Origin of the sequence: Novosphingobium sp., from assembly GCF_025351285.1 — a bacterium.
GTDB lineage: Bacteria > Pseudomonadota > Alphaproteobacteria > Sphingomonadales > Sphingomonadaceae > Novosphingobium.
In genome coordinates this window covers 19,641-39,514 of the sequence record NZ_JANXWG010000010.1, presented here as the reverse complement: position 1 = coordinate 39,514, position 19,874 = coordinate 19,641, and the positions used below count along the sequence as shown (strand labels likewise).

Below are 19,874 nucleotides of genomic sequence, written 5' to 3'. Positions count from 1 at the left end.
CGCTCTGCTCTCATCCGAAAATCGCCACGCTTTGCAGCCCGCGCATCACTTCAGCGCCATCCGCGTCCCACAGTCGCAAGGTTTCGCTGCTGAACCCGTCGCCCGCATAATTCGATGCGGTTTCGACCAGCCACCAGCCATCGCGCGTAGGCCGTGCCTCACCCAGCAGCGTCATCGACCAATTGATCGAACTCAGCGGGCCCTTGCGCACCATCGCGCGCGCCGATCCGGGGGGCAGCGCGTCAGCGATCGCCAGCAATTCGTCGGTTGCGTCCATGCCATCGCGTTCGTGAAGCCTGATCCAGCGCCGGAATGCGCCGATCCGCGTGCCGCCCTTGGTTTCGCCGCGGCGCTGCTCGAAGCGGTGCGTGAAAAAGCCGGGATCGCTGTGCGCGGGAAAGGGCTCGGCCTGGTCGAACGGCACGAAGTCCTCCGCCCGGCCCACCGCAACTTCGGCATTGGCGGGCCGCGCGCTGCCGAACAGCCACAGCGTGCGGTGCGCCAGCGCGCCGTCAGAATAGAGATCGGTCGTCACCTGACTGACGCTGCGCCCCTGCCGCAGCATCGACACTTCGATCGCGATATCGTCGAGCACCGGCGCAACAAAGCCCACTTGCGCCGCGCGCAGCGGCGGAAGATCGGGGAAACGGCTGAGGACTGCGCGATAGGCCAGATAAGTCGATGCACCGCCGTACATCGTGCGGCCCTGCATCCATCCATCCGCGCCCGACAGCGCCAGGCGCCCGTCGCGTTCTTCCAGCCGCGCAGCCAAAGCCGCCAGGCGCATCCCGTTCTCCCGATCTCGAATCGCGGCGGCCTTGTCCGGGCCCCGCGTAACAAGTCATTACGCTAGACGCGCCGCCCCCGCTTCCGCAAGCCGCACGTGCCAGGAGCCCGCGCAATTCCGCCATTTTACGGCTTGACGCTACGGCACGGCTGGCTCGACTCCGCTTGTCGCAACGGGCGCGCATCGGTAGTAAGGCGCGCGAGCGGCCAGAGCCGCCCCAAAGCTGCCAAAGCGCCAACAGGCGCCACAAACCGGAGAGAATTCCATGCGCGACGCCGTTATCGTCAGCACCGCCCGCACCCCGATCGGGCGTGCGTACAAGGGCGCCTTCAACATGACTGCCGGCGCCACGCTCGGCGCCTATTCGCTCAAGGCCGCGGTGGAACGCGCCGGGATCGACGGTGCCGAAGTCGACGACGTGCTGTGGGGTTCGGCGTTGCAGCAGGGCAACCAGGCCGGCAACCTCGCGCGCCAGGTCGCGCTGCGTGCAGGCCTTCCCGTCACCACATCGGGCATGACGATGGACCGTCAGTGCTCGTCGGGATTGATGACGATCGCCACCGCCGCCAAGCAGGTGGTGATGGACCGTATGGACGTGGTCGCCGCGGGCGGTCAGGAATCGATCAGCCTGGTGCAGACCAAGGACATGCGCGTCGGGCCGGATCGTTCGCTGATGGAAATGCACCCGGCGATCTACATGCCGATGCTGCAAACCGCCGAGATCGTCGGCAAGCGTTATGGCATAAGCCGCGATGCTTGCGATGAATATGCGTTCCAGTCGCAACAGCGCACCGCCGCCGGGCAGGCATCGGGCGCATTCGACGCCGAGATCGTGCCCGTCACCGTGACGATGGGTGTCGCTGACAAGGCCACTGGCGAAGTCTCGACCCACGAGATCACGCTCAGTAAGGACGAGGGCAACCGCCCCGAAACCACGCTGGAGGGCTTGCAGTCGCTCAAATCGGTGCTGCCCGATGGCATCGTGAGCGCGGGCAACGCCAGCCAGCTTTCGGACGGTTCATCGGCGGTTATCGTGATGGAAGCGGGCCTGGCCGCCAAGCGCGGGCTCACCCCGCTCGGCCGCTATGTCGGCATGGCGGTGGCGGGCACCGAGCCCGACGAAATGGGCATCGGCCCGGCGCTGGCGATCCCCAAGCTGCTCAGCCGCTTCGACCTGACGATGGCCGACATCGGCCTGTGGGAATTGAACGAGGCGTTCGCGGTGCAGGTGCTGTATTGCCGCGACAAGCTGGGCATTCCCAATGACTTGCTCAACGTCAACGGCGGCGCGATCTCGATCGGGCACCCTTATGGCATGACCGGCGCACGCTGCACCGGCCACGCACTGATCGAAGGCAAGCGTCGCGGCGCGAAGTATGTCGTGGTGACGATGTGCGTCGGCGGCGGCATGGGCGCGGCCGGCCTGTTCGAGGTGCTGTGACCGATTCACCGACTATGAATGACGACGTTTCCGGGTTCGCGCCGATCGGCGGCGCGGGCCCGGTGCCGTTCGTGGCGCTGACTTTTGCGATCAGTTGGGTGATCTGGCTTGGCGGCTGGCTGATGGCGGGGCGGCCCGGCTCGCTGGCCAATCCGGGGATGAGCGCGGCGGCTTACCTGGGCTCTTTCGGTCCCGGGATCGCAGCGGCGGTGCTGTCGCGGCGCGCGGGTCGGCTGGCGGCGGGTCAATGGGCGCAAGGCTTCCTGCGCTGGAACATCGGCTGGCGTGCCACAGCGGTGGTGGCGCTGGTCTTGCCGCTCATGGTGGAGGTACTGACGCTGGCGCTCGGGTTCACCCCGCGTATGCCGGCCGGTCAGGCGGCTAACCCGGTCCCTGCATTCGCCGCGCTGTTTCCCGTCTCGGTCCTGCTCGGAATGATCGCAGGTCTGTTGGGCCGAGGCCCACTCGGTGAGGAAGGCGGCTGGCGTGGCTATCTTTTGCCAAGGCTGCTCGCGCGCTCCGATGCGCTGAAAAGCTCTGCGCTGTTAGGCGTTATCTGGATCGTCTGGCAATTGCCGATCCTGCTGCTCTTCACCGATGCCCGCGACGGGCAGACGCTGGCCGGGTATCTGTCGATCGGCACGCTACGGGCACTCGCCCTGTCGTACATCGCAACCACGGTCTGGCGGCGGAGCCGGGGCAGTCTGGTGGCCTGCATCTGGTTGCAGGGCATGGTGCTGGCGCTCGCGCCCATGGCGTTCGTGCCCACCGGCTGGACCAGTTCGTGGAATGTGGCGAGCGGCTTCGTGCCGTTCACCCTTGCGCTTTGCCTGGTGGCAGCCGGGCTGGCACTGATCCAGAAACGGCGCAGCGGCGCCTACTGAGGCAACTCGATGAAATCGGTCAGTGCCGCATCGCGCAGGCCCCGCCACACATGCAGCGCCTGCACCGTTTCCGCCACGTCGTGTACGCGCAGCAGTTGCACGCCCGCATCGAACCCGCGCATTGCCAGCGCCAGGCTGCCGCCCATGCGCTTGTGCGCGGGCGCTTCGGCCGAGAGCGCGCCGATCATGCGCTTGCGGCTGCCGCCCAGAAGCAACGGCTGGCCGAGCGCGTGGAACAGCGGCAGAGCGTTAATGAGCGCGAGGTTTTCCGCCAGCGACTTGCCGAAGCCCAGCCCCGGATCGAGCATGATTTTCGCGCGCTCGATCCCACCAGCGATCGCTGCGTCGCGGCTGGCGCGCAACGCTTCGAACACGTCGAGCACCACATCGCCGTACTTGCCATCGGCGTGCAGGTCCCCCGCCCCGCCCGGCGCGTGCATCAGCACCACCGGCACGCCGCTGCGCGCAACAATCTCCATGCTGCGTGGATCATGCCGCAGCGCCGAAACGTCGTTGACGATCCCCGCCCCCGCCGCCAGCGCCGCTTCGATCACGCTCGATCGGCGGCTGTCGATCGACACCGCCGCGCCCGCGTTGACCAGCTTTTCGATCACCGGGACCACGCGCTTGAGCTCGTCGCCCTCCCACACCGCCGCCGCGCCGGGGCGGGTGGATTCACCGCCGACATCGATGATCGCCGCGCCCGCCGCCAGCATGTCGCTGGCGTGTTCCAGCGCCGCATCGGGCTTGTCGAGAAACTTGCCGCCATCCGAAAAGCTGTCGGGCGTGACGTTGAGGATGCCCATGATTTGCGGCTGATCGAGCCGGATCGTACGATTGCCGACGGGCACCGTGAGTTCGAGCGGCGCATGGCGTGCGGTCAGCGCCGCCCATTGCGTCGCACCTTCGTGGGCCAAGGCGTCGGGAAACGCCGAAAGTGCCTGCGGCACTTCGCCAGCCACGAGCCTTTGGCGCGACACGATCCTGCTATTCTCGCGCACCAGCAAGGCGAACCGGCTGGCATAGACCAAGCCGCCAGCCAGCCGCACCGCATCGCCGTCCTCGCTTTGCGGGCTATCGGCCAGTGCGATCGGGCGGATGTACAGGCTTTGCGCCATTGGGCGGATCAATCCTCGGTGGCGAGCAGGTAAAGCTGGCGCAATTCGTCGATTGGCTTGATTTCGCCCTGGTGCTCGATGTGCCAGAAGGTCCAGCCGTTGCAGGTGGGCGCGCTCTGCACTTTGGCGCCGAGCGAATGGATCGAGCCGGTCTCGGCTTCGAAGGCCAACGAGCCATCGGTGCGCACGTTCGCCATGAAGCGTCGCTTCTTGTCGAACACCAATGTGCCCGGTTCGATCCAGCCAGTTTCGACCAAAGCGCCGAACGCCACCTTGGCAGTGGGTTTGACGCTCTGCATGGTCGTGAGCGCCGATTCATCGAGCGGCAGCGCGCCGGCGATGCGTTCCTCGGCCACTGAAATGTAGGCTTCCTCGCGCTCGCAGCCGATCCAGTGCCGGCCGAGCCGCTTCGCCACCGCGCCGGTGGTGCCGGTGCCGAAGAACGGATCGAGCACCACGTCGCCGCGGTTGGTGGTGGCCAGCATCACGCGGTAGAGCAGCGCCTCGGGCTTCTGCGTCGGGTGCGCTTTCACGCCATTGCGCTTGATCCGTTCGGGCCCGCCGCAGATCGGCAAGACCCAGTCCGAACGCATCTGAAGTTCATCGTTGAGCGTCTTCATCGTGCGATAATTGAAGGTGTAGCGCGCCTTTTCGCCCATCGACGCCCAGATCAGCGTTTCATGCGCATTGGTGAAGCGCGTGCCCTTGAAGTTGGGCATCGGGTTGGCCTTGCGCCACACCACGTCGTTGAGAATCCAGAAGCCGGTGTCCTGCAGGATCGCGCCGACGCGGAAGATGTTGTGATAGCTGCCGATCACCCACAGCGAGCCGTTGGGTTTCAAAATGCGCCGAGCCTCGGCCATCCAGGCGCGAGTAAAAGCGTCATACGTGGCGAAGCTGTCGAAGCGATCCCAGGCATCGGTGACGGCGTCGACATGGCTGCCATCGGGGCGCGACAAATCGCCGCCGAGTTGGAGATTGTAGGGCGGATCGGCGAAGATCATGTCGATGCTGGCATCGGGAAGGCTGCGCATTGCTTCGATGCAATCGCCACGCAAAATCTGGTCGAGCGGCAGCGCAACCGGGGGCGGCAGGGCTCTTGCCGCCGGTGCCGCGCGCGTGCGCACCTTCAGCGCTGTGGTCGCCATACTCGTCAATGCCCCCATGTCCGAAGCGCTTAGAGTGAGTCAGTGTGAGCCCCGCGTCAAGCCGCGACTCGCCGGAATTCTTGGGCTCCGATGGTTAAGATGGCGTTAGCGGCATTGGAACGAAACGGGATCGACACCAGATGTTGAGTCCGCCGCGCCGGGCGGGACTCGATATGTCGTGGTGTGGCTTCGTGGACTCGGACGCGAAAATAATTTCAGATCGCCAGCACCAGTTGCGCCACCGGGGCAAAGCTGCGGCGATGAAGCGGGGTCACGCCGTGCCGTTGCAGCGCGTCGAGATGCTGGCGCGTGCCATAGCCGGCGTTGCGTTCCCACCCGTAATGCGGGTGATCGCAGGCATGTTTGCGCATCAACCGGTCGCGGTGTTCCTTGGCGATGATCGAGGCGGCCGAGATGCACGGTTCGATCGCATCGCCGCCCACGATCGGCCGCGCGGGCCAGGTCCATTCGGCGCAGCGGCCATGCGGCGTCATGTTGCCGTCGATCAGCACTTCATCGGGATGCGCGCCGAGTTCAGCGCACAGCGCCGCCACCGCGCGGGTCATCGCCAGCATCGTCGCCTGAAAAATATTGATGCGGTCGATCGTCTCGACATCGGCTTCGCCCACCGCCCAGCGGCAACCGGCCATGATCTCGGCTTCCAGCATCGCGCGGCGCTTGGCCGAAAGCACCTTGGAATCGGCAAGGCCCTGCGGCGCGGGATCGCACAGCACCACCGCCGCAGCCACAACCGGCCCGGCCAGCGGCCCCCGGCCCGCTTCATCGACCCCGATTATGAGGCGCCCTGCATGGATGAACGTAGTCAGAAATCGCGGCTCCAGCGCATCGCCACGCCCTTGTCGACCGGCAGCGCGGCGTAATGACCGGGCTGGCGCCGGATGAACAGGCTGCTGGCCAGCGCTCCCCGCCATAGCGCCGTCCGCCAGGCCAGTTCGCCGATGATCTCGCGGCCTTGCGGTGCCAGCGACAACCGCTGGTCGGCGAACGTCGCGCTGCTGGTTTCGTAGGAATAGTCGATCGGCAAGCGCAACGAAACGCCCCCGCTTTCCACCCGCAACGGCTGTGCAATGCGCAAGCCCACGCTGTCGGATGCATTGAACACGCCTTGGCGCATGAGATCGACCGACCAGGCCGAACTCAGCAAGCTCGATCCGCTGCCGAGCAATGCGTTGCCGCTTGCCCGCGTCCAGCCCAACTGCCCGGCCGTGCCCAGCCGCCAGCGCGGTGCCACTTGCCAGCCGAGATTGCCTTCGCCGAACAGCGTGCTGGCGCCGCCACCGCCCAGCGAGTCCGAGAACCGTGCGCCCAGCACCGTGCGATCTTCGCGCAGCAGGCTGAACCCGAACGCGGCGTCGAGCGCGCCGAAGCGCCGATCCACCACCGCACCGATCCGCGCCATGCCATAGCGTTCGTGCCGGCGTAGCTGAGTATCTGCATAAGCGATCGGAGTGGTCACCACGGCGCCGCTTTCGGCGCTGACCGTAAGACCCCAGCGTCCCAATTGTTGGCGCAGCGCGAAAGCCCCGCCGATGTCCTGCCTGAAGCCTGAATTGGCCGTGCCGCTGCCCGCGATCATGAACGCTGGCTCGTCGTGCCCGACCAGGCTGCCGACCAGCCCGCGTGCGTCCTGCCGAATGCCGAACGCCAGTTGCCGCCCCGGCGCGATCCGCGCGACAACGCTGGCGGCCAGCACTTGTGCCACCCTTGCATCACTTGCGGAAAGGCTGAGCGGGCCGGCCAGCGTTCCTTGCCGTCCGATCGTGAACGCCACCGACAGCGCGCCATTGCCCAGCGCCACCGACCGGCCACCGAGCGCGAGCGAATTGTACAAGTGCTGCTCCAACTGCGCGCTGCGGATCGAGTGCGCCAGATCGACCGCGAAGGCGCGGCGATAGCCATCGAGGATCACCGTGCCGAGCGACCCCGCCTTCGCCGCCGCGTCGCCCATTGCGGGCGACAGCGCCAGGCTGGTGCTGCCCAGCGATACCGGCACCAACGTGCCCGCCAGCGACAGCGTGCCCTGCGGCGAGAAGGCTGCCGCGATGTCGAGAATGCCGCGCCCGTAGATCGCGTCGGTGCCCACCGTGCCCGCATCGCGCGCGGTGCGCAGCAGCAAGTCGACGATCTGCGCGCCGGTCAGGTTCGGGAACGCCTGCGCCAGCAGCGCGACGGCGCCAGTGATCTGTGGCGCGGCAAAACTGGTGCCCGAACCCAGTGTCACGAAGCGCTGGCCATTGGTGGTGGTGATCTGGATCGTGCTGCCGCTGTAGACACAGCACAACCTCTGGCCCAGCGCGGCCAGATACCACTGCGATTCGGCCCCGGCGCGGTTGCTGAAGGTGGAAATCGTGCCGGTGTTGTCGACCGAGCCGGCGATGATCACGTTGGTGCCGCCCGCCATCTGGATGGTGGTGGCGAAAGGATCGGGCTGGGTGCCGTCCTTGGTCGGGTCGGTGCTGGCGCCGTCATTGCCGGCGGACACGACGACCACGATCCCCGCCGCCGAAGCCCGCCCGATCGCGTTGGCGAGCGTGCGGTTGATCACCGATCCGCCAAGCGAAATGTTGATGACCCGGGCGCGTGCGTTGACCGCGGCATCAACCCCGGCCGCGATATTGTTGTCCGAAAAGGTGCAGCCGGTGTCCTTGTTGCCCGTCACCGCAGTGGCGCAGGTGCCGGGAGTATCGGCGCGCAGCACCTGGATCGTCGCGTCGAAGGCGATCCCCAGGATGCCGCTGTCGTTGCGCGCGGCGGCCGCCATCAGCGCGATGAAGTTGCCGTGATCATCCTCGCCCTGGATGCCGCGGTTGCCGACCACATCGGCCGAAGCCGAACTGATGCGCCCGGCGAATTCGGTGTTGGTGGTGTTGATCCCCGAATCGACAATCGCCAGCGTCACCCCCGCCCCGGTCGCGCCCTTGCTCCAGGCGGTAATGGCGCCGTGGAACTGTGGGCCATCGGATTGACGATATTCAGCGGTATCGAACGCAGCCGTCGGTGTGGGTGTGGGAGTTGGCGTCGATGTGGGGGTTGGAGTTGGGGTTGGGGTTGGAGTCGGAGTCGGAGTCGGAGTCGGTGTGGGAGTTGGCGTTGGCACGGGTGTCGGTGTCGGCGTGCTGACCATACCGCCGCCGCCCCCGCCGCACGCCGAAAGCAACGCAATCGGCGCCACTGCAAGCGCGCTGAACCAGCGCCTTGCGAGTGCCGGCTTGCGCATGGGCCCTGCGGTCATCTCAAACACTCCTGTTCAACCCCGGCGCCCAACCCCGGCACCTGACCCCCGGCGCCTGACCCCGGTCAGCTTGCGCAAAGTACCGATCCGATAGTCATTCTGGTCGCTTGGCTGTAGCAAGGCAATTCGCGAAATCGACCAGTACCCGGCTTTAACAAGCCAAAGTCGATGGTTTGCCAATGAACGGTAAGGATTACCAATGGGTTTTGACGCCGACGCGGTGGATTGCTGGATCTTCGACCTCGACAACACGCTCTATCCGCCATCGACCCGGCTGTTCGACCAGATCGACGTGAAGATGGGCGAATATATCGCGGAACTGCTGGGTTGCGACGCCATCGAGGCGCGGCGCATCCAGAAGCTGTATTTCCACGATAACGGCACCACGCTGGCGGGCCTGATGCACAACCACGATGTCGATCCGTTCGATTTTCTGGGCTTCGTCCACGCCATCGATTTTGCCCCGCTTGCCGCCGCGCCGCGCCTGGCCGATACGATCGCGCGGCTGCCGGGCCGCAAGCTGGTCTGCACCAATGGCGATGCCGACTATGCAGGCCATGTGCTGGCCGCGCTCGGGCTCGAACACAGCTTCGAAGGGCTGTGGGACGTCCACGCGATGCACTACCGCCCCAAGCCCGAACGTTCGGCCTATACCGGCATGATCGAGGCATTCGGCATCGACCCTGCGGGCGCGGCGTTCGTCGAGGACATGGCGCGCAACCTCACCGTGCCCAAGGCGCTGGGGATGCAGACGGTGTGGATCGACCTTGGCACCGACTGGGGCGACCGTGCCAAGGACGACGCCGCGATCGACGTGGTGATCGACGATCTGGCGCGCTGGCTGGGCACGCTTGTCGAACTGCCACCGACAAGCTAGGCGCGCCCGACGAACAGCAGGGGATTTGCGATGACCGCCCAACTCGAAGCCGCAATTGAACGGGCGTGGGACGCGCGCGACACTGTGAACCCCGGCAGCACCGAGGTGCGTGGCGTCGTCGAACAAGTGCTCGAACTGCTCGATGCAGGAACCTTGCGCGTCGCCGAAAAGGTCGATGGCGCATGGGTGGTCAACCAGTGGATGAAAAAGGCGGTGCTGCTGTCGTTCCGGCTTAACGACAACGTGGTGATCGAACAGGGCGCGGGCGGCGCTCCGGCGTTCGACAAGGTGCCTTCGAAATTCACCGGCTGGGGTGAGAACCGCTTTCGCGACGCCGGCTTCCGCGTGGTGCCGGGTGCCGTTGCGCGGCGCGGCGCGCATATCGCCAAGGGCGTGGTGCTGATGCCCAGCTTCGTCAACATCGGCGCCTATGTCGATGAAGGCACGATGGTCGACACCTGGGCCACCGTCGGTTCGTGCGCACAGATCGGCAAGAATGTGCACATTTCCGGCGGCGCCGGCATCGGCGGCGTACTCGAACCCTTGCAGGCCGGCCCGGTGATCATCGAGGACGGCGCATTTATCGGCGCGCGCAGCGAAGTGGCCGAAGGCGTCGTGGTCGGCCAGGGCGCGGTGCTGTCGATGGGCGTTTATCTCGGCGCGTCGACCAAGATCGTCGACCGCGCGACCGGCGATATCCACATCGGCCGGGTGCCGCCTTACGCTGTGGTCGTACCCGGTGCGATGCCTGGCAAGCCGCTGCCGAATGGCCAGCCGGGGCCCTCGCTGTACTGTGCGGTGATCGTCAAAACGGTCGATGCGCAGACCCGCAGCAAGACTGCAATCAACGAATTGCTGCGCGACTGAACCTTCGGGACGGTATCCCGCACGGAACAGCGCCATCATCCATGCGTAGTTGCCTTGACAAGTCCGCCGGCCTGGCCGCGGGCAGCATGCAAGGATACAGGCCATGGAACGGCACGGAGAAGAAATTCACATCACCACTGAAGAAGCGCGAGGTGGGCGAACAACCAAAATCATGCGCTTCGTGCTGGCGATCAGCGTGTTGCTGGCGATCGTCGCACTGGCGCTGGTGTGGGTCGCGACGAGTTCGTCGAAGCCCGATATCAATCAGGCCACGGCATCGGAACCGGCTGCGGTCGCATCGCAGTGATCGGGCAGTGATCGGGCAGTGATCGGGCGCTGATCGGGCGCTGATCGCCGAAAACGCCGCCAATCGCCACTATGCCACGGTATTTTGCTGCAACTGCGAACGTTCTGGCGTGGCACGGGACCGGCTGGTCGCAACAATTGCCGATTTAAGTGGAACCGCCTGGCCGTTCTAAGGTTCATGTAAGCGGTTGGTACGACAAGGATGCGTGCCACATGAGGTCGCAATCATGGTCAATCGCCCTATCGCCGTCGTGTCGGAAGACACAGCTAGCCAGCCTTCCGCATCAACCGTCCGCTTCGTCCTGGCCACGGGATCGCTGATGTCGTTCTTTGCGGTCGCTTCGGTCTGGATCGGTGAACTTCTGGGCGGTTGATCCACTCGACTGACATCCACGACTTACGGCACGGCAGGACTTACGACGCGCCAAGACTTACGGCACGCCAAGACTTACGGCACGATTGACTCGTCAACGGCATCGGCCGACCCTCGCGGGCGATGAAACGATCCCGAATCCGAACCACGCTGATGTGGGTACTCGCGGCGTTCTATGCGTTCGCAGGGATTGTGCACCTGACAGCGCCGCAACCATTCCTGCGGATAATGCCCGACTGGGTGCCTTCGCCCGGGCTGGTTGTCCTGCTGACCGGGGTGGCCGAATTGCTGGGTGCGATCGCGCTGGTCCAGCCGTTCGATGCACGATTGCGCAAGGCTGGCGGATGGGGCCTGGCGCTTTATGCAGTGTGCGTATTCCCTGCCAATATCAACCACTTCGCGATGGACATGGCAAAGCCCGATCATGGTATCGGGCTGGGTTATCATGTCCCGCGAATATTTGCGCAGCCGCTGCTGGTGTGGCTGGCGCTATGGGTTTCGTCCGCGATCGAATGGCCGTGGCGGGCACACAGCGCACGCGGCTGACCGGTCACGTCAAGCGGCGGGAGCGCTTTCGCGCCCCCGCCGGGGTTGGATCCATGCCGAACGGTGCGTTCAGGCGTCGACGGTTGTCCGGTCAGCCACAGGCAGCGCGGGTTCACGCGGGGCCTGGAAGTTGCGCCAATCGAAACCATCCTGGCCCGGCTGCTGCTGTTCGTTTTCACGCGCCTGCAGGATCAGCCGGGCGCGGCGACGGCGCCCCTTGGCCGTGGTGAACGGGTTGGCCGAATCGGGCGCGGCGGCCACCATGCGATCGATCAGCCGCTGGCGCGCTTCGCCGGTGGGGACCGGTCCATCGGGCATTGTCACGCCCCGGCTCGGCACTTCGGCGGTTTCCGCAAGGTCGTAAGTCGCATATTCGGGCGCGGTCATGGCAGGAACGGCGGCGCCGGTAACGATCGGATCGATAATCGCCGGAGCCTCGTCTTCAATGACAACCTTGCGGCGCCGGCGGGCTGCGAACGCCCCCAGGCCGACGACACCAAGCGCCGCTAGTGCGCCAAGCCCGACCAGCGAACCGTTATCCGACGATTGCGCCGCAGCGGGCTGTGCCGTCGTTGCCGGCTGCGCTTGATCCGGCGCGGGTGTCATTGGCGAAGGTGCCGGGGAAACCGGAAACTGCGGCATGCTCACGGGCTTGGCGGCGGCAATTGCCGGAATAGCGCCGGTGGCGGTAGCCCTGACCACTCGCAGTGCGGGGGTTGAGCGACCTACGGGTTCAACGCGCGCCCTTGAAGTGGCGCGGGCTGGTGCGTCGCTTGCCGAATCAAGGGCGGGAGTGTCGACGGGTGCGGGTGCGACGGACTGGACGGTCGCTACAGGCGGAGAAGCCGCCGGTTGCGCCGATAGCACGATGACAGGGGCCGGATCTGCAACTGCTGTGGGCGGTGCAGCGTTGTTGATCTCCTGCGCAAACAGCGGGGTTGAACAGAGCGCAAACGACGCGGCAATCGCGTGGAATCCGCAAGACGAGCGGTTGATACGGTTGGTCATGACAAAACAACCAATCAACACCGACATGGATGCAACAGTGTTTTCAGAAAGCGCCGAAGCGTGGCGATAAAGTGGTTGAAACGATTTTCTTTGGATTTCATATGAACGGCGGATTACGATTGTTGAATAGCGCGTTCACATTCGATCTGGCCCATTTTCAATGTTGTCCTGATACGAAACGACGCCGGCCCTCTGTGCGAAAACCGACGCCGTTGCCGTGCAGCAATGTGCGCACGCCTAGCGGCAGCGAACGCCGTTGTTGGTATCGACCGCTGCGCCAACCGCGGCACCTGCAGCCGCACCAAGCAATGTGCCGATCGTCTTGGAACCGCCAGGAGCGATGATGTTGCCAATCACGCCGCCGCTGACGCCACCCACGATCAATCCGGTCGTCCCATCCGAACGGCGGCAGTAATAGCGGTTGTCACGGCCGCGATAGACGCGATCGCCCTCATTGAGGCGGCGTTCGTGGTACCGTGAATCGTCACGGTAGTAATTTTCGGCGTAGTAGCCGCCGTAGCGCGGGTCGTTGCGATTGTAGTCGTAATTGCCGTACTGGCTGTGATAGCTGCGGTCATAATAACCCCAGCCGCCATCGCCGCCTGTTCCTCTGGCATCACCATACATCGTGCTTGCGCAGCCACCCAACAGGGCGGCGCCGCCCACGGCCATCAAAAGTGCAGTTTTCATCGAAAGTCTCCAACCCGGTTGCAGGCCCTTGTCCTGCAGTGCGCCCCGTCTCAATGACTCCAGCAACGGCGAGAGTGGCGGTTGTGTTCCCGCCAACCACCGGAACAACCAGCCTGACCGATCATTGCGCGTCACGAGAGTGGCAACGGAGAGCCGCCCGCTTGCTTCCCTCCACTCTGGCCCACATCCCGGAACCCTTCCCGTCATGCGCATCGCGATCAACTGTCATATCGATTACGACTTGCCCGGATCGACCTCGGTCATCCTCCAGCTCGAAGCTGCGATCGTGCCCGAGCAGACGGTCGAGGATGCCTTCATCGAATTGTCACCGGTAGAGCACTTCGCGCGGGTGCCGGCGCACGACATGGTGGGGGAACGGCTGCTGATGCGCGCCACCAACCGGCTGATCGTCGATTATCGCGCCACGGTTCAGGTCGAACGGGTCTGCGCCGATATCGCCACCCTGCCCGCGGTCGACCTGCACCTGCTGCCGGGCGAAACGGTGCAGTATCTGTTCGGATCGCAATATTGCCCGGTGTTGCCGTTCCTGCGCTTCGTGCAGAGCGAGTTCGGCGAAACCGAGGGCGGCGCCAGGATCGTCGCGATCCGCGATTTCGTCCACGACAAGCTCGCCTATGTTCCGGGATCGAGCGATGCCGAAACCACCGCGCTCGACACATTCGTGCGCCGCGCCGGAGTGTGCCGCGATTACGCACACATGGTGATCGCGCTGGCGCGGGCGTCGAACATTCCGGCAAGGCTCGCCAGCGTCTATGCGCCGGGCGTTACCCCGCCCGATTTCCACGCGGTGGCCGAAGTTTTTGTGGGGGGATCATGGCAGATGGTCGATGCCACGGGCATGGCGACGGAGAATTCGATGGCCAAGATCGGCGTGGGTCGCGATGCCGCCGACGTGGCGTTCCTGACCGCGTTCGCGCCGGTCACGATCAATGCGCAGACTGTGGAAGTGGTTGAGTTGAAGTGAGTTGAAGCCCGGTGAGCGTCGCTCACCGGGCTTAGAAATCGTCAGGCAGACGCGAGGTTCGCGGCCGACTTCTTGCCATTGCGGCCGATTTCGACCTCGTAGGTAAGGCGCTGGTCCTTGTCGAGCGACTGCATGCCGGCGGCCTGGACTGCGCTGATGTGGACGAAGCTGTCTTCGCCGCCGCCATCGGGCGCAATGAAGCCATAGCCTTTTTCGGTATTGAAGAATTTCACGGTGCCGACTGGCATGGAATGTTCCTTTCAAGAACACTTTTGGTAGACCTGCGCACAACGCGTGCGCGGGGTATGCGAGAGGTCGTGCGTTGAAAGGAAGTCGCCGTACTCGGGTGCCCACGAGCGACACGCCGCGCCGAAGTCCGCCAATATCTGACGTCAGCGGCGCCGCCGTAGCACGGGACTTCGCGGCGACCTAGCGCCTTCGCAAGCCCCTTGCCGCACCTCGCTTCCGGTCCGCCGCAACACCGGCCAGTTTTGATCCGAACGGGTTGCGCTTCAAGCGACGGCGGGAAGATCCCCAGCAGCGTCGCCCGCCCCCTCCCCCACCACCGGCCCGAGCAGGCAAAACACGCGGGTCTTGCCGATGCCCTTGAGTTCGGTCTCGCCCTTCGGCTCCATCGCGAAAAAAGGCTTGAGCCGCCAGTACGCGCTTTCGGACACCAGAATCGTGCCGGGCGTGGCATGGCCTTCGATGCGGCTGGCCAGGTTGACCGATTCCCCCCAGCAATCGAAAGCCGGGCGGGTCACGCCGATCACGCCTGCCACCACCGGGCCGACATGCAGTCCCACGCGGATCTGCAGCGGATATTCCATTTCGTTTACAAGTTTCAGCACGCGCGCCTGGATCGCCAGCGCAAACAGCGCGGCAGCTTCGACGTGGTCGGTGCCATCGACGCTGCGCCGAAGCCCCCCGATCGCCATGTAGGCATCGCCGATGGTCTTGATCCGCTCGATCCCCAACCGTTCGGCATCGCGGTCGAAACTCGAGAACAAGTCGTTGAGCACCCTGACCAGATGCGACGGACTGATCTTGCGCGACATTTCGGTAAAGCCCGCAAGGTCCGCGAAGATGATGCTGACTTCGCCATGGAGATCGGCAATCGCGGTTTCCCCCGCCTGGATGCGTTGCACCACCTCGCGCGGCAGCATCGAGTGGAGCAATTCGTCGACACGCTCGCGCGAGGCGACCAGCGCCTTTGTTGCCCGAAACGCCGCGCGGGCTTCGCGCTCGCGCAAGTAGGCCGAGAGCGTGCCCATGCCGATCGACACCAGCGCCGCTATCAGGTTGACCAGCAGCCAGCCCGGCCCGGCATTGTGCGCCAGCAGATGCCCGACGACCACGATCACCATGCTCAGGAACGAACCGATGACCAGGAACCGTGATCGGATCGGAAACATCGTGGTCGTGCCCAGCATCGCCATCGTGAAGGCCAGCGCGGCGTACTGGTAGCCGTGATCGAGCACCGCGTAGATCGTGGCCAGCCCGGTCATCACCAGCAGCAGCATGGTCAGCACGAAGGCTTCGAAATGGCGTTTGCCGAACGGCGTGAAGAGCACGCTGGCCACCAGCACCATCGCCGGCGCCACGAGCAGCCCGCGGATCATGTGCGTGGTGTTCCAGTTGACCGGGTCGATCATCCGGTCCCAGAAGAAAAACACGTAAACGGTCAGCGCGCTCAGCACCATGAAGAGCTGCGATTCACCGACTGTGCGCAGCAGGTAACCATCGGCAAAGACGCGTTCGTCTTCTATGGATGAACAATGCAATCCAAAGCGCTGGAGCAGTTTGAGCACTACGCCTCTCCCTCTCTCCCGCCGTGAAGCTACGCAACAAGCGGTTGCACGACAAGGCGCGATTGCCGCGTGCGGTTCGCGCATGCTTGCGTCGCTGGCCAAGCCGACGCGCACCTGCCATGGCGGCGCGACAATTGGGGACCCTGACGATGGCCGGTGACGACGAAGACTACGTCTATGACGAAGACAGCGGCGAATGGATGCCCGCTGGCGAACTCGCAGCGAAACGCGAGGCGGCGGGTGCGGCCGATGCAATCGAAGTGCGCGATGCGAACGGCAACCTGCTCGCCGATGGCGACCAAGTCGTGCTGATCAAGGACCTGACAGTAAAAGGTGCCGGGCAGACACTCAAGCAGGGCACAGTGATCAAGTCGATCCGGCTGACCGGCGACGCGCAGGAGATCGATTGCCGGTTTGACGGCATCAAGGGCCTGGTGCTGCGCGCGGAGTTCGTCAAAAAGCGGTAAGCGAGGCTGCGATGCATAATGCACTTGGTCCGATCCGCATCCTGGTCGATGCCGACGCCTGCCCGGTCAAGGAGGAGATCTACAAGGTTGCCTTCCGCCGCGAGGTGCCGGTGTCGATCGTCAGCAATTCGCCATTCCGCGTGCCCGCGCACCCGCTGGTCAGCCGGGTGGTTGTGCCGGGCAACTTCGATGCCGCCGATGACTGGATCGCCGAACGAGCAGATGCGCGCGCGGTGGTGGTCACGGCCGACATCCTGTTAGCCGATCGCTGCCTGAAGGCGGGCGCGGTAGTGATCGGCAACAATGGCAGGCCGTTCACGCTCGCCTCGATCGGCGCTGCGGTAGCGACGCGCGCGATCATGGCCGATTTGCGCGCGGGTGCCACTGGCGATGCGATCGGCGGGCCGGCGCCGTTTGCCAAGGCCGATCGTTCGCGGTTTCTGTCCGCGCTCGACGAAGCGCTGGTCATGTTGGCGCGAACTTAAAGGCCCGTAACCTTACGGCTTTGCCACGTCGGCCATGACAACCTCGACGCGACGGTTGCGCGCTTCGCTCGCGCTCAGCCCAGGCAACGGGCGATCGAAACCATAGCCCACCGGTTCGAGCAAGGACTGTGAAATCCCGTTGGCGACCAGGTAATCGACCAATGCGCGCGCGCGACGTTGCGACAGATCGAGGTTGTATTCACGCCCGCCGCTCGAATCGGTGTGGCCGGCAATGATAACATGCTTTCCCGCGAGCATCGGTCCGGTCAACGCGCCGAGCAGCGCTTTCGCCTGGCGTTGCCCTGCCACATCGAGCGAATCGGAAGCGTTTGCAAAGCCGACTGCCAGGCTTGACGATACGATTGCTCCGGTCCGCATCTTTCCTGTTGGACGGGTGGCTACAATCACGCGACTGCGTACCCCCGGCGACGCTGTTTTTGCGCCAGACGTCGCGTAAGTGGCAGGTTTGCTCAGGCTAGACCGCACCGCCAACTTGGTAGCGCCCGTGCCGAGCTGCGAAGCACTGCCACCTTTGGGCATGACCGCGAGGCTGAATTTGCGGCTCTCACCGCGTGCCTGCGCAGGAGCCGCAGCCTCTTCACCGCACGAGTTTGTCAGTTCGCATGTGATCTGCTCTACCGACTTAAATCCGTCCGGTGCGGTTTGGGCATGAGCCGAAGCACCGGCGAGTACAAACGCAGCAGTCAGCAGTAGTCGAGTTGCCATCATGACCGAAGTCCCTGAAAGATTTCGAATAAACCTAAAGCTCGAATCGATTGTTAGCATCGTATAAACCAATATTGTGGCATCCGCTATGCGATTTGTCACATCGCGTCCTGGGCCAAGTTGCCTGCCCCAATTCGGGATGCCGGCTTCGACCGCGAGCTTCGACCGCCCGCCTCGACCGGCAGCCTTCACGCTGCCGACGCCTGAAAGCCGATAATCGTTCGACAAACTTGCGCCGCAGGCCCAAGCCCAGCAAGGGCCTGCCGGCCCGGCAGGAGAAGTGCGATGGCCAAGAGCCAGAAGAAATCGAGCAAAGAAGTGCGCAAGCCCAAGGCCGAAAAGCCCAAGAAAGCAAACGCTTCGAACCCGACCCAGAAAGGCATTGCGGTTTCGGACAAGCCGTCGAAGTAGTGCCCCGGCGCTGCGGCGCCAGCCTCAACGGCGCGTGATCGTCTCGCGGACCGTCGCGACGACCATGCCCAACTTGCGCACTCTCATCACGTTTTGCGACACCTGTCCGCCGGGCTGAAGTGTCAGCACCTGGCTGAAAACCAGGCCGCCCTTGGCATGATAGCGGATCCGCATGCGGCTCCCCGTCACATCGAGCCTGACCGGACCCGAAGCGTCGGTCAGCGTCCCGACATAGTGATCGGGCGCGGTCTGGCGGATGCGCCACTGCCGGGACTTGGCATGATCGCCCTCGGTCGTCACCGTCTGGTCGAGCACCAGCACGCCATCGCCCTGCAACATCCCATGCCCGCTGACATGTATCGACTTTGCCCGCGAAAACATCACCTTGAGCCGACCCCTGCCCTCGGTTTCGCCAGTGAAGAACGCGACAGGATCAAAGTGCGGACCGGCCGCTGCCAAGTCCCGCACGGATGCCGCCGGTGCCCATGCCGTCATCATCGCAAGCGCAGCCGCGCCGATCAAAGGGAGGTGCATGGCATAGTTCCGGGTATCGAGCATGCCCGCAGGATAGCCCGGCGGGCCAGCGGGTCCATTGCCAAATCGCGGAATCTCGGCACCTGCCGCTTCAATCCACATCGGACCAATACTTTCAACATGCAGCGTCAACTAGATCAGTAATCGGCAAACAATTGCATCCAAATGCAATGCAATCGCACGCGGCTTATTGAACAGGATCGCTTTACCTTGGTAACAGTCGAATGTTGCAAGGGAGCGATTCGAAGGTTACACCAATTCGGGGGCAATTCGCGTGGACGATCTGACTGCCAAGGCGGGGCGCATGATCGCCATGCTACTCGACAAGACGCGCTTTCGCGTCTTCAACTGGTCCAACACCACGCAAGCCAACTGTTACTCGCTGGCAATGGCCGATTTCCACTTCCTCGCCAGCGGCCTGATCCGCCCCGGCCCGATCCGCAGCGGTGGCGCAACCGCAGCCTTCCGCCAGATCAGCCTCGAAATCAGCAAGGCCTGCGGGCGCCACGTGCTCACCGCTTATACCGGCCCGCTGATCGAGGCGATCCAGGAACCTGCCAGCATTGTCCTCCCGCCCCGTCTGTCGGAAGACCTGAGTTCGCTTTACGGCCTCCTGGCATCGAGCACCGACGATCTCGACACGATCATCGGCATCCTGCGCCGCTGACGCATGACTGCGCCATGATGGACGACATCCCGATGGCCGCGTAACTTGAACCAGATGGCCTCCGACAATCCCGAGGCGGTTCAGCCCCACTGCATGACCGATCTTCGAGCCGAGCCCGTGGACCAGCAGTGCAGCGGGGCCAAGTTCCCACGAATGCGCCGCGGCCTCAAACTTGCTTTCGATCCTTTCCATAGCGGACTTGTCTTCGATGGCACCCGGCCGAGCCGCACGCGGCGGTGGCACGCCCGGAAAGCCTGGCGCGGCGGGGAGAGCCAAGCCGCTCCGCCGGTCAGTCGTTCCGCACGAAACCGCGCACCGCTCCCGCGACCAGGCCCACCACGAAGCCCAGCGGACCGGTGATGAAGATGCCCAGCATCGGATCCTGGTTGGCATCGGGCATGAACACCATCGGCACGAAGAACCCGCCGGCAAAGCCCAACAATCCCAACCGGAACCCCCAGCGCATCGCTGTTTTGCCGATGCCCGCCAT

At 64.5% G+C, this 19,874-nt stretch carries 24 protein-coding genes; 12 read left to right on the top strand and 12 right to left on the bottom strand.

Going from position 1 to position 19,874, the window contains the following annotated elements; genetic code table 11:
* Positions 1-10: 10 nt before the first annotated feature.
* On the bottom strand, positions 11-787 hold the full coding sequence (locus Q0R16_RS01610; protein ID WP_295631123.1) for a thioesterase family protein: 777 nt from the start codon (positions 785-787) through the stop codon (positions 11-13).
* Between the two features lie 265 nt (positions 788-1,052).
* Here Q0R16_RS01610 and Q0R16_RS01605 point away from each other — a divergent pair, with 265 nt between their 5' ends.
* Together Q0R16_RS01605 and Q0R16_RS01600 are read left to right on the top strand one after the other, a co-directional pair.
* Positions 1,053-2,228, top strand: coding sequence for an acetyl-CoA C-acyltransferase (locus Q0R16_RS01605; protein WP_295631120.1), 1,176 nt, complete (start codon positions 1,053-1,055; stop codon positions 2,226-2,228).
* A 14-nt stretch (positions 2,229-2,242) separates the two neighbouring features.
* A complete protein-coding gene (locus tag Q0R16_RS01600; RefSeq protein ID WP_295631118.1) occupies positions 2,243-3,112 on the top strand; it encodes a CPBP family glutamic-type intramembrane protease in 870 nt (289 codons plus the stop codon).
* Here the strand turns inward: Q0R16_RS01600 and folP are convergent.
* The 4 genes from folP to Q0R16_RS01580 all read right to left on the bottom strand — a co-directional run bounded on the left by folP (position 3,106) and on the right by Q0R16_RS01580 (position 8,298).
* Positions 3,106-4,230 carry a dihydropteroate synthase gene (gene folP / locus Q0R16_RS01595; RefSeq protein WP_295631116.1) on the bottom strand — a complete coding sequence of 375 codons (1,125 nt, stop codon included), beginning with the start codon at positions 4,228-4,230 and terminating at the stop codon, positions 3,106-3,108. The genes Q0R16_RS01600 and folP overlap by 7 nt on opposite strands.
* 8 nt (positions 4,231-4,238) lie before the next feature.
* Positions 4,239-5,378, bottom strand: a complete 1,140-nt coding sequence (locus Q0R16_RS01590; protein ID WP_295631114.1) for a site-specific DNA-methyltransferase — start codon at positions 5,376-5,378, stop codon at positions 4,239-4,241.
* Between the two features lie 215 nt (positions 5,379-5,593).
* On the bottom strand, positions 5,594-6,193 hold the full coding sequence (locus Q0R16_RS01585) for a ribonuclease HII (RefSeq protein WP_295631142.1): 600 nt from the start codon (positions 6,191-6,193) through the stop codon (positions 5,594-5,596).
* Positions 6,194-6,201: 8 nt separating this feature from the next.
* Complete coding sequence (locus Q0R16_RS01580; protein ID WP_295631112.1) at positions 6,202-8,298, bottom strand: S8 family peptidase; 2,097 nt, start codon at positions 8,296-8,298, stop codon at positions 6,202-6,204.
* 532 nt (positions 8,299-8,830) lie between these two features.
* On the opposite strand from Q0R16_RS01580, the gene Q0R16_RS01575 reads away from it, so the two are divergent.
* From Q0R16_RS01575 to Q0R16_RS01560, 4 genes are all read left to right on the top strand, one after another.
* Positions 8,831-9,508, top strand: coding sequence for a pyrimidine 5'-nucleotidase (locus Q0R16_RS01575; protein ID WP_295631110.1), 678 nt, complete (start codon positions 8,831-8,833; stop codon positions 9,506-9,508).
* A gap of 30 nt (positions 9,509-9,538) precedes the next feature.
* The gene (gene dapD, locus Q0R16_RS01570) at positions 9,539-10,375 is read left to right on the top strand and encodes a 2,3,4,5-tetrahydropyridine-2,6-dicarboxylate N-succinyltransferase (RefSeq protein WP_295631107.1); all 837 of its coding nucleotides are present in this window, start codon (positions 9,539-9,541) and stop codon (positions 10,373-10,375) included.
* Between the two features lie 103 nt (positions 10,376-10,478).
* The gene (locus Q0R16_RS01565; RefSeq protein WP_295631105.1) at positions 10,479-10,682 is read left to right on the top strand and encodes a hypothetical protein; all 204 of its coding nucleotides are present in this window, start codon (positions 10,479-10,481) and stop codon (positions 10,680-10,682) included.
* A 495-nt stretch (positions 10,683-11,177) separates the two neighbouring features.
* The gene (locus Q0R16_RS01560; protein ID WP_295631103.1) at positions 11,178-11,600 is read left to right on the top strand and encodes a DoxX family protein; all 423 of its coding nucleotides are present in this window, start codon (positions 11,178-11,180) and stop codon (positions 11,598-11,600) included.
* A 69-nt stretch (positions 11,601-11,669) separates the two neighbouring features.
* Here Q0R16_RS01560 and Q0R16_RS01555 read toward each other — a convergent pair whose 3' ends face one another.
* Entirely contained in the window at positions 11,670-12,206 is a 537-nt protein-coding gene (locus Q0R16_RS01555; RefSeq protein WP_295631101.1) for a hypothetical protein, read from the bottom strand.
* 187 nt (positions 12,207-12,393) lie between these two features.
* Between Q0R16_RS01555 and Q0R16_RS01550 the strand changes: the two genes are divergently transcribed.
* Positions 12,394-12,678: a hypothetical protein gene (locus Q0R16_RS01550; RefSeq protein WP_295631098.1), complete on the top strand. Its 285-nt coding sequence runs from the start codon at positions 12,394-12,396 to the stop codon at positions 12,676-12,678.
* A 167-nt stretch (positions 12,679-12,845) separates the two neighbouring features.
* On the opposite strand, the gene Q0R16_RS01545 is transcribed toward Q0R16_RS01550, so the two are convergent.
* Positions 12,846-13,298 carry a glycine zipper 2TM domain-containing protein gene (locus tag Q0R16_RS01545; RefSeq protein WP_295631096.1) on the bottom strand — a complete coding sequence of 151 codons (453 nt, stop codon included), beginning with the start codon at positions 13,296-13,298 and terminating at the stop codon, positions 12,846-12,848.
* A 205-nt stretch (positions 13,299-13,503) separates the two neighbouring features.
* Here Q0R16_RS01545 and Q0R16_RS01540 point away from each other — a divergent pair, with 205 nt between their 5' ends.
* Complete coding sequence (locus tag Q0R16_RS01540) at positions 13,504-14,283, top strand: transglutaminase family protein (RefSeq protein WP_295631094.1); 780 nt, start codon at positions 13,504-13,506, stop codon at positions 14,281-14,283.
* Positions 14,284-14,324: 41 nt separating this feature from the next.
* On the opposite strand, the gene Q0R16_RS01535 is transcribed toward Q0R16_RS01540, so the two are convergent.
* The gene (locus Q0R16_RS01535) at positions 14,325-14,531 is read right to left on the bottom strand and encodes a cold-shock protein (protein ID WP_295631092.1); all 207 of its coding nucleotides are present in this window, start codon (positions 14,529-14,531) and stop codon (positions 14,325-14,327) included.
* Positions 14,532-14,795: 264 nt separating this feature from the next.
* Positions 14,796-16,094 (bottom strand): adenylate/guanylate cyclase domain-containing protein, encoded by a 1,299-nt coding sequence (locus tag Q0R16_RS01530; RefSeq protein ID WP_295631090.1) that lies wholly within the window; start codon positions 16,092-16,094, stop codon positions 14,796-14,798.
* Positions 16,095-16,243: 149 nt separating this feature from the next.
* On the opposite strand from Q0R16_RS01530, the gene Q0R16_RS01525 reads away from it, so the two are divergent.
* Positions 16,244-16,561 (top strand): zinc ribbon domain-containing protein YjdM, encoded by a 318-nt coding sequence (locus Q0R16_RS01525; protein WP_295631088.1) that lies wholly within the window; start codon positions 16,244-16,246, stop codon positions 16,559-16,561.
* Between the two features lie 32 nt (positions 16,562-16,593).
* Complete coding sequence (locus Q0R16_RS01520) at positions 16,594-17,046, top strand: YaiI/YqxD family protein (protein WP_295631140.1); 453 nt, start codon at positions 16,594-16,596, stop codon at positions 17,044-17,046.
* 12 nt (positions 17,047-17,058) lie between these two features.
* Here the strand turns inward: Q0R16_RS01520 and Q0R16_RS01515 are convergent, their stop codons facing one another.
* The gene (locus tag Q0R16_RS01515; RefSeq protein WP_295631086.1) at positions 17,059-18,000 is read right to left on the bottom strand and encodes an OmpA family protein; all 942 of its coding nucleotides are present in this window, start codon (positions 17,998-18,000) and stop codon (positions 17,059-17,061) included.
* 57 nt (positions 18,001-18,057) lie between these two features.
* Between Q0R16_RS01515 and Q0R16_RS01510 the strand changes: the two genes are divergently transcribed.
* On the top strand, positions 18,058-18,183 hold the full coding sequence (locus tag Q0R16_RS01510; RefSeq protein WP_295631085.1) for a hypothetical protein: 126 nt from the start codon (positions 18,058-18,060) through the stop codon (positions 18,181-18,183).
* Between the two features lie 24 nt (positions 18,184-18,207).
* Here Q0R16_RS01510 and Q0R16_RS01505 read toward each other — a convergent pair whose 3' ends face one another.
* Entirely contained in the window at positions 18,208-18,651 is a 444-nt protein-coding gene (locus tag Q0R16_RS01505) for a DUF3833 family protein (RefSeq protein WP_295631083.1), read from the bottom strand.
* 340 nt (positions 18,652-18,991) lie between these two features.
* Between Q0R16_RS01505 and Q0R16_RS01500 the strand changes: the two genes are divergently transcribed.
* Positions 18,992-19,384, top strand: coding sequence for a hypothetical protein (locus tag Q0R16_RS01500; protein WP_295631081.1), 393 nt, complete (start codon positions 18,992-18,994; stop codon positions 19,382-19,384).
* 289 nt (positions 19,385-19,673) lie between these two features.
* On the opposite strand, the gene Q0R16_RS01495 is transcribed toward Q0R16_RS01500, so the two are convergent.
* Positions 19,674-19,874, bottom strand: a complete 201-nt coding sequence (locus tag Q0R16_RS01495; protein WP_295631079.1) for a hypothetical protein — start codon at positions 19,872-19,874, stop codon at positions 19,674-19,676.